Annotated in this window: 1 protein-coding gene; it reads left to right on the top strand. The window is 72.2% G+C overall.

All coding sequences use genetic code 11. The features are described 5' to 3' along the window. On the top strand, positions 1–7,115 hold a 7,115-nt coding region (locus ACZ7LV_RS38355), incomplete at its 5' end, for an SDR family NAD(P)-dependent oxidoreductase (RefSeq protein ID WP_471945996.1). Between the last annotated feature and the right edge of the window lie 187 nt (positions 7,116–7,302).

Raw genomic sequence — 7,302 nt, forward strand, 5'->3', positions numbered from 1 at the left:
TGCTCGGTCCGAAGGCGGATGCTGCTTGGTATCTGCATGAGCTGACGCGGGAGTTGGATCTTTCCGCGTTCGTGCTGTTCTCGTCGTTGTCGGGGGCGGTGGGTGGCGCGGGTCAGGGGAACTACGCGGCGGCGAACGCGTATCTGGACGGGTTGGCGGAGTACCGGCGGGGCATGGGGCTGCCCGCGACCTCACTGGCCTGGGGACTCTGGGAAGAGACCGGGCGCGGGGGCATGACGGAGTCCCTCGGCGACACGGACCGCAACCGTATGGCCCGCGGCGGAGTGCTTCCCCTGTCCGTGGAGAACGGACTGGCCTTGTTCGACGCGGCGTTGGGGACCGACAAGGCCGCTCTCGCTCCCTTCCACCTGGACACTGCGGCACTGGACTCGTCCACCGACGAGCTTCCCCCCGTCCTCCGTGACGTGGTTCGTGCGCCTCGACGCCGTACGGCGGAGGGGCGGACGGCCGGTTCCACCGGCGGCCTCGCCGATCGGTTGGTGGGGCTGTCGGCGGACGAGCGTCGGGCGCTGGTGCTGGGTGTGGTGCGGGCGCAGGTGGCGCGGGTGCTGGGGTACGCGTCGGCGGAGTCGGTCGAGCCGGGGCGGGCGTTCCAGGATCTGGGCTTCGATTCGCTGACGGCGGTGGAACTGCGCAACAGCCTCAGTGCGGAGGCGGCGGTGCGCTTGCCGGCGACACTCGTCTTCGACTACCCGTCCTCCGACGTCCTGGCCGACTTCCTCCTCGCCGAGGTCTCGGGCGAGATACCCGCTGCCGCCGAGACACTTCCCTCGCTGCGCAGCGCCGCCGACGACGACCCGGTCGTCATCGTCGGCATGGGCTGCCGTTACCCGGGCGGAGTCGCGTCGCCGGAGGACCTCTGGAAGCTGGTGGCCGAGGGCCGGGACGCGATCTCGGAGTTTCCGACCGATCGCGGATGGGACCTGGACGCGATCTACCACCCGGACCCCGACCACGCGGGTACGAGCTACGCCCGTGAGGGCGGATTCCTCCATGACGCGGGTGACTTCGACGCCGAGTTCTTCGGGATATCGCCGCGCGAGGCCATCGTCATGGATCCGCAGCAGCGGCTGCTGCTGGAGACGGCCTGGGAAGCCCTGGAGCAGGCGGGCATCGTCCCCGCCGACCTCAAGGGCAGCCAGACCGGCGTCTTCGCCGGCGTCATGTACCACGACTACGGCACCCGGATCGTCGACATCCCCGAGGGCGCCGAGGGCTACCTGGGCACCGGCATCTCCGGCAGCGTCGTCTCGGGCCGCGTCGCCTACACGCTCGGCCTGGAGGGTCCGGCCGTCACGATCGACACGGCCTGCTCCTCCTCCCTGGTCGCGCTCCACTCCGCCGCCCATGCCCTGCGCCAGGGCGAGTGTTCCCTCGCGCTCGCCGGTGGTGTGACCGTCATGGCAGGTCCTGACACCTTCATCGACTTCAGTCGGCAGCGCGGGCTGGCCGCCGATGGGCGGTGCAAGGCGTTCTCGGCCGACGCGGACGGGACGGGGTGGTCCGAGGGCGTGGGTGTTCTGGTGCTGGAGCGTCTGTCGGATGCCCGGCGCAACGGTCATCAGGTGCTGGCGGTGATTCGGGGTTCGGCGCTGAACCAGGACGGTGCGAGCAATGGTCTGACGGCGCCGAACGGTCCGTCGCAGCAGCGGGTGATCCGTCAGGCGCTTGCGAACGCGGATCTCACGGCGGCCGAGGTGGACGCGGTGGAGGCGCACGGGACGGGCACCACGTTGGGTGACCCGATCGAGGCGCAGGCCCTGCTCGCCACCTACGGCCAGGACCGCGACGAGGACCGGCCGTTGTGGCTGGGTTCGTCCAAGTCGAACCTGGGTCATACGCAGGCGGCTGCGGGTGTGGCGGGTGTGATCAAGATGGTGATGGCGATGCGGGCGGGTGTCCTGCCGCGGACGTTGCACGTGGGGGAGCCGTCGCCGCATGTGGACTGGTCGGCGGGTGCGGTGGAGCTGTTGAGTGAGGCGCGGGAGTGGCCGGAGACCGGTCGTCCGCGCCGGGCCGGCGTCTCCTCCTTCGGCGTGAGCGGAACGAACGCCCACGTCATCGTGGAGCAGCCACCGCAGGACGGACCGCCTGCCGACGTGGCGGGCACACCCGAGTCCCCGGAGACGGCTTGGACGGCGGACGTACCCGTGCCCTGGATCCTGTCGGGGCGCACCGAGGACGCCGTACGAGACCAGGCTCGACGCCTCCTCGCACACCTCGGCCCCGCCGACGACTCCGCTCCACGGGATGTCGCACGGGCGCTCCTCACCACCCGCACCCTGTTCCCTCACCGGGCGGCCGTCGTGGCCTCCGAGCGGCGGGATCTTCTCGCCGGGCTCGAAGCACTCGTCGTTGGCCGCCCCGCGGTCGGCCTGGTGCAGGGAACCGCCTCGGCCTCGGGCCGGCTGGCGTTCTTGTTCACGGGTCAGGGTGCGCAGCGGGTGGGGATGGGCGGGGAGCTGGCTGCTGCGTTTCCGGTGTTCGCGCGGTCGTTGGAGCGTACGTGTGACCTGCTGGATGTGGGTTTGGAGGGTGTGGGGCTGCCGTTGCGTGAGGTGCTGTTCGCGGAGCCGGGCAGTGCTGCGGCGGGCTTGTTGACGCGGACGGTGTATGCGCAGGCCGCGTTGTTTGCGGTTGAGGTGGCGTTGTTCCGGCTGGTGGAGTCGTTCGGGGTGCGTCCGGATTTCGTGGCGGGGCATTCGGTCGGTGAGATCGCGGCCGCGCATGTGGCGGGGGTGTTCTCCCTTGAGGACGCCGCGATGCTGGTGGCGGCCCGGGGCCGGTTGATGGACGCGCTGCCTGAGGGCGGGGTGATGGTGGCGGTCCAGGCCGCCGAGGCGGATGTACGCGAACTCCTTGAAGGCGTCGAGGGTGCGGGCGTCGCGGCGGTGAACGGGCCGCGCGCCGTGGTCCTGTCCGGTGACAGGGCGGCGGTGACGCCGGTGGTCGAAACCCTGCGGGAGCGCGGCATCAAGACCAGGCAACTGGATGTCAGCCATGCCTTCCACTCCCCGTTGATGGAGCCGATGCTCGCGGACTTCGCTGCGGTGGTGGAGGGGCTGTCGTTCGAGGCTCCGCGGATCGCGGTGGTGTCGAACGTGACGGGTGCGGTGGCGTCGGCGCGGGAGTTGTGTGTGCCGGAGTACTGGGTGCGCCATGTCCGCGAGGCGGTGCGCTTCGGTTCCGGTGTGGAGGCGCTGGTCGGTGCGGGTGTGTCGTCGTTCGTGGAGCTGGGTCCGGACGGTGTGCTGAGCGGGATGGCCCGTGAGGTGCTGCCCGAGGACACGGACGTGGCGTGCGTGCCGGTGATGCGGCGGGACCGGGACGAGGTGCGGGAGTTCCTGACCGGCCTGGCCCGACTCACCGTCCGCGGCATAGAGACGAGTTGGAAGCCACTGACGGCGGTCGGGCGCCGAGTTGAGCTGCCCACGTACGCCTTCCAACGGCGCAGGTTCTGGCTGGAGGCGGGTCAGAAGGTCACGGATGCTGCCGGTCTGGGTCAGGCGGCGGCGGATCATCCTCTGGTGGGTGCGGTGGTGGGGCTGGCCGGTGGTGACGGGTCGGTGCTGACGGGCCGGCTGTCCTTGAAGTCGCATCCGTGGCTGGCCGATCACGCGGTCGCGGGTGTGGTGCTGTTGCCGGGTACGGCGTTCGTGGAGCTTGCGGTGCGTGCGGGTGACCAGGTCGGCTGTGGCCGGCTGGAGGAGCTGACGCTGGAGGCGCCGTTGGTCGTGCCCGAGCGTGGCGGTGTACAGGTGCAGGTCGTCGTGGGGACGGCGAACGGTGCAGGGGAGCGTCCGGTGGAGGTGTACTCGCGGCCCGAGGACACCGACGAGGCCCCCTGGACACGACACACCACCGGCGCACTGGCGCCCGACGCCCTGACGCCCGAGTTCGCGCTCACGGCCTGGCCGCCCTCCGGCGAGCCGGTCGACGTCGCGGACTTCTACTCCGAACTCGCCGCGCAGGCGGACGGGTTGGTCTACGGACCGGTGTTCCAGGGGCTCAAGGCCGCCTGGCGTACCGACCACGGAGTCGACGCGGAGGTGGAGCTGCCCGAGGCGGCGGCGAAGGACGCGGGCCGCTTCGGGTTGCACCCGGCACTTCTCGACGCGGCCCTGCACGCGGTCGGTCTCGCGGTCCCGCACGAGAGCCAGGGCGACGACGGGATTGTGGCCCGGCTGCCGTTCGCCTGGACGGGAGTCACGCTGCACCGCTCGGGAGCCACCAAGCTGCGGCTCTCCCTGACCCGTACGGGTGGCGACACGTACCGTCTGCGGATCGCCGACGCGGTGGGCGCACCGGTCGCGACGGTACGCGAGCTCGTGCTCCGCGGAATCACCGCGGAACAGCTCGCGCAGGCCCGTACGGACCGACCCGCATCGATGTTCCGCCTGGACTGGGTGGTTCAGCAGCCTGCGGCCGTCGGCCTTCCCGCGGGCGGACCGCTCCCCCTCACCCAGTACGACGATCTGGCCGCGCTGACCGCGGCACTGGACGAGTCCGGGGACGACCGCGAGACCGGAGGCGCCACTGCGGAGGTCGTGCTCCTTGCGCTCACCAATGCCGAGGAGGACAGGGCCACCCCCCGGGCGGCCGCTCACCGGGCGCTGCACGCCGTACAGGCCTGGCTGAGTGCCGAGCGCTTCGCCGAGGCCACCCTCGTGCTGATGACCCGTGGTGCGACCGCCACCTCGGACGGCGACGCGATCGACGTGGACGCGGCCGCTGCCTGGGGACTCGTGCGGTCGGCGCAGTCCGAGCACCCGGGCCGCTTCGTCCTCGTGGACTCCGACGGTTCCGCGGCATCCGCCCAGGTCCTCCCCGGAGCCCTCGCGAGCGGAGAGCCGCAGATCGCCCTGAGGGAGGGCGTCGTCCACGTCGCGCGTCTCGTACGGGTGCTCGAAGCAGGCCCCGCAGCCGACGCCGAGGCGAGTGACACGGCCGGAGGCGATGCCGCTCCCGACACGGGGCGGCCGTCCGCCGCCGTCTTCCCCATGGAGCGGACGGTCCTCGTCACCGGTGGCACCGGTGCCCTGGGTTCCCGTCTCGCCCGGCACCTGGTCCGCGAGCACGGCGTACGGCAGCTGCTGCTGGTGGGGCGTCAAGGCCCCCGCGCCCCGCACACCGCCGAGCTGGTGGCCGAGCTGGCCTCCCTCGGCGCGCGGGCGGAGGTGGCCGCCTGCGACGTGGCCGACCGGGAGGCCCTGGCGGCTCTTCTCGCGGCGATCCCGTCCGACCGCCCTCTCGGTGCGGTCGTCCACGCCGCGGGCGTGCTCGACGACGGTCTGGTCGACGCACTCACGCCGGAGCGGCTCGACGCGGTACTGCGTCCGAAGGCGGACGCGGCTCGGTACCTCGATGAGCTGACCAGAGACGCGGACCTCTCCGCCTTCGTCCTGTTCTCCTCGACGGCCGGTACGCTCGGCAGCCCCGGCCAGGCCAACTACGCGGCGGCCAACGCGTATCTCGACGCTCTGGCCGCCCGGCGCCGAAGCCAGGATCTGCCGGGCCTCTCGCTCGGCTGGGGCCTGTGGGAGGCGGACCGCGTCACGACGGTGGCGACGGGCGGCGGCGCAGCGCAGGACACGCACAGTGGTGCCGGCGCCGGCGTGAACCGGGGGATGGGCGGCCGCCTGAGCGACAGAGACCGCGCGCGCATCGCTCGCGGCGGTGTCGGCACGCTCACCACCGATCAGGGCCTGGCCCTCTTCGACGCCGCCTGCGCCGGTACGCGGCCCGCCGTGCTTCCGGTCCTGCTGGATCTGCGGCCCCAGGACGACGTACCGCACATCCTGCGGTCCCTCGTGGCCACGCGCCGTGAGGGAGCGGCCGCGGCGGCCCGGCACGAGGGTCCCGCCGAACTGCGGCGACGGCTCGGCTCCGCGCGACCGGAGGAGCGTTACGACCACCTCGTCCAGCTGGTGCGGTCCTGCACCGCCGTGGTGCTGGGACACCGCGGTCCGCAGGACGTCGACCCCGGTCTCGGCTTCCTCGAATCCGGGTTCGACTCGCTGACCGCGATGGAACTGCGCAGCCGGCTGCAGGAGGCCACCGGTCTGCGCCTCGCGGCCACCGCGGTGTTCGACCACGCCACGCCGGGCGATCTCGCCCGGTACCTGGCCGACGAACTCGCCGGGGCGCTCGCCGCGACGGAGGCCACGGCAGGCACGGCCCCCACGGTCGACGACGGTGACGGCCGGGTGGCCCGACGGGCGGCGGAGGATGACGTGGCGGACGCGGCGGACACCCTCAGCGCGCTGTTCCGCAGCGCCGTGAGGGACGGACAGGTGACGAAGGGCGTCGGACTGCTGCGTGCCGTCGCCGAACTGCGTCCGGGTTTCCGCAGCGCCGCGGAGTTCGGTGACGACCTGCCCGTACCGGTGCGCCTGGCTCAGGGGCCTCGCCTGCCGAAGCTGTTCTGCTTCGCCTCTCCCATGGCGATGGGTGGCGTGCACCAGTACGCCCGGCTGGCCGCCCCCTTCCGTGGGGTACGGGAGGTGTATGCGCTGCCCATGCCCGGGTTCGCCGCGCGGGACCGGCTCCCGGAGACCGCGGACGCCGTCGTGGAGGTCTTCGGCCGGAGCGTGCAGGAAGCGGCGGGCGACGACCCGTTCGTCCTGCTCGGCTACTCGGCCGGCGGCATCTTTGCCCACGCCGTCGCGTCCTGGCTGGAGTCCGCGGGACGCCCGCCGGCCGCCGTGGTGCTCCTCGACAGCTACCGCGCCGACGGCGGGGCTGACCTCGACGGCGACTTCTGGATCAGCATGGTGGAAGGGCTGTTCGCGCGGGAAGAGGTCTTCGGCCGCTTCACCAGCGCGCGGCTGTCCGCCATGGGCCGCTACGCCCGCCTCGTCGCGGAGGTCAAGCCGGTGGACATCACGGCGCCGGTGCTTTTCGTCCGGCCCGAGAGGTCACTGACCGCGGGTGACTTGGCCGAGGACGGGAGCTCCGCTTCGGACGACTGGCGGGCTTCCTGGGACACGGCGCACACCGTCCTCGACGTGCCCGGCGACCACTTCGGGATCGTCGAGAGCCAGGCGGACCTGACCGCGGCCGTGGTGGAGGAGTGGCTCGCCGACCACGTGTGACTCCGGGGCCCGGACCCCCTGGCCGGCTGAGCGCGGTCAGGGGCCCGGGCGTCGCACCTCCTCGTCGCCGACAGTCCCTGATGGCGCCGGTCCCACAAACCTGTCAGGGGCGGTGGGGGCGCGGAGAGACAGGCAAGCAAGAGGACGCTCCCTGCCCTTTCTGGGGGAAAAAAAACAAACCCCCTCA

The organism is Streptomyces sp. NPDC107562, assembly GCF_055657325.1.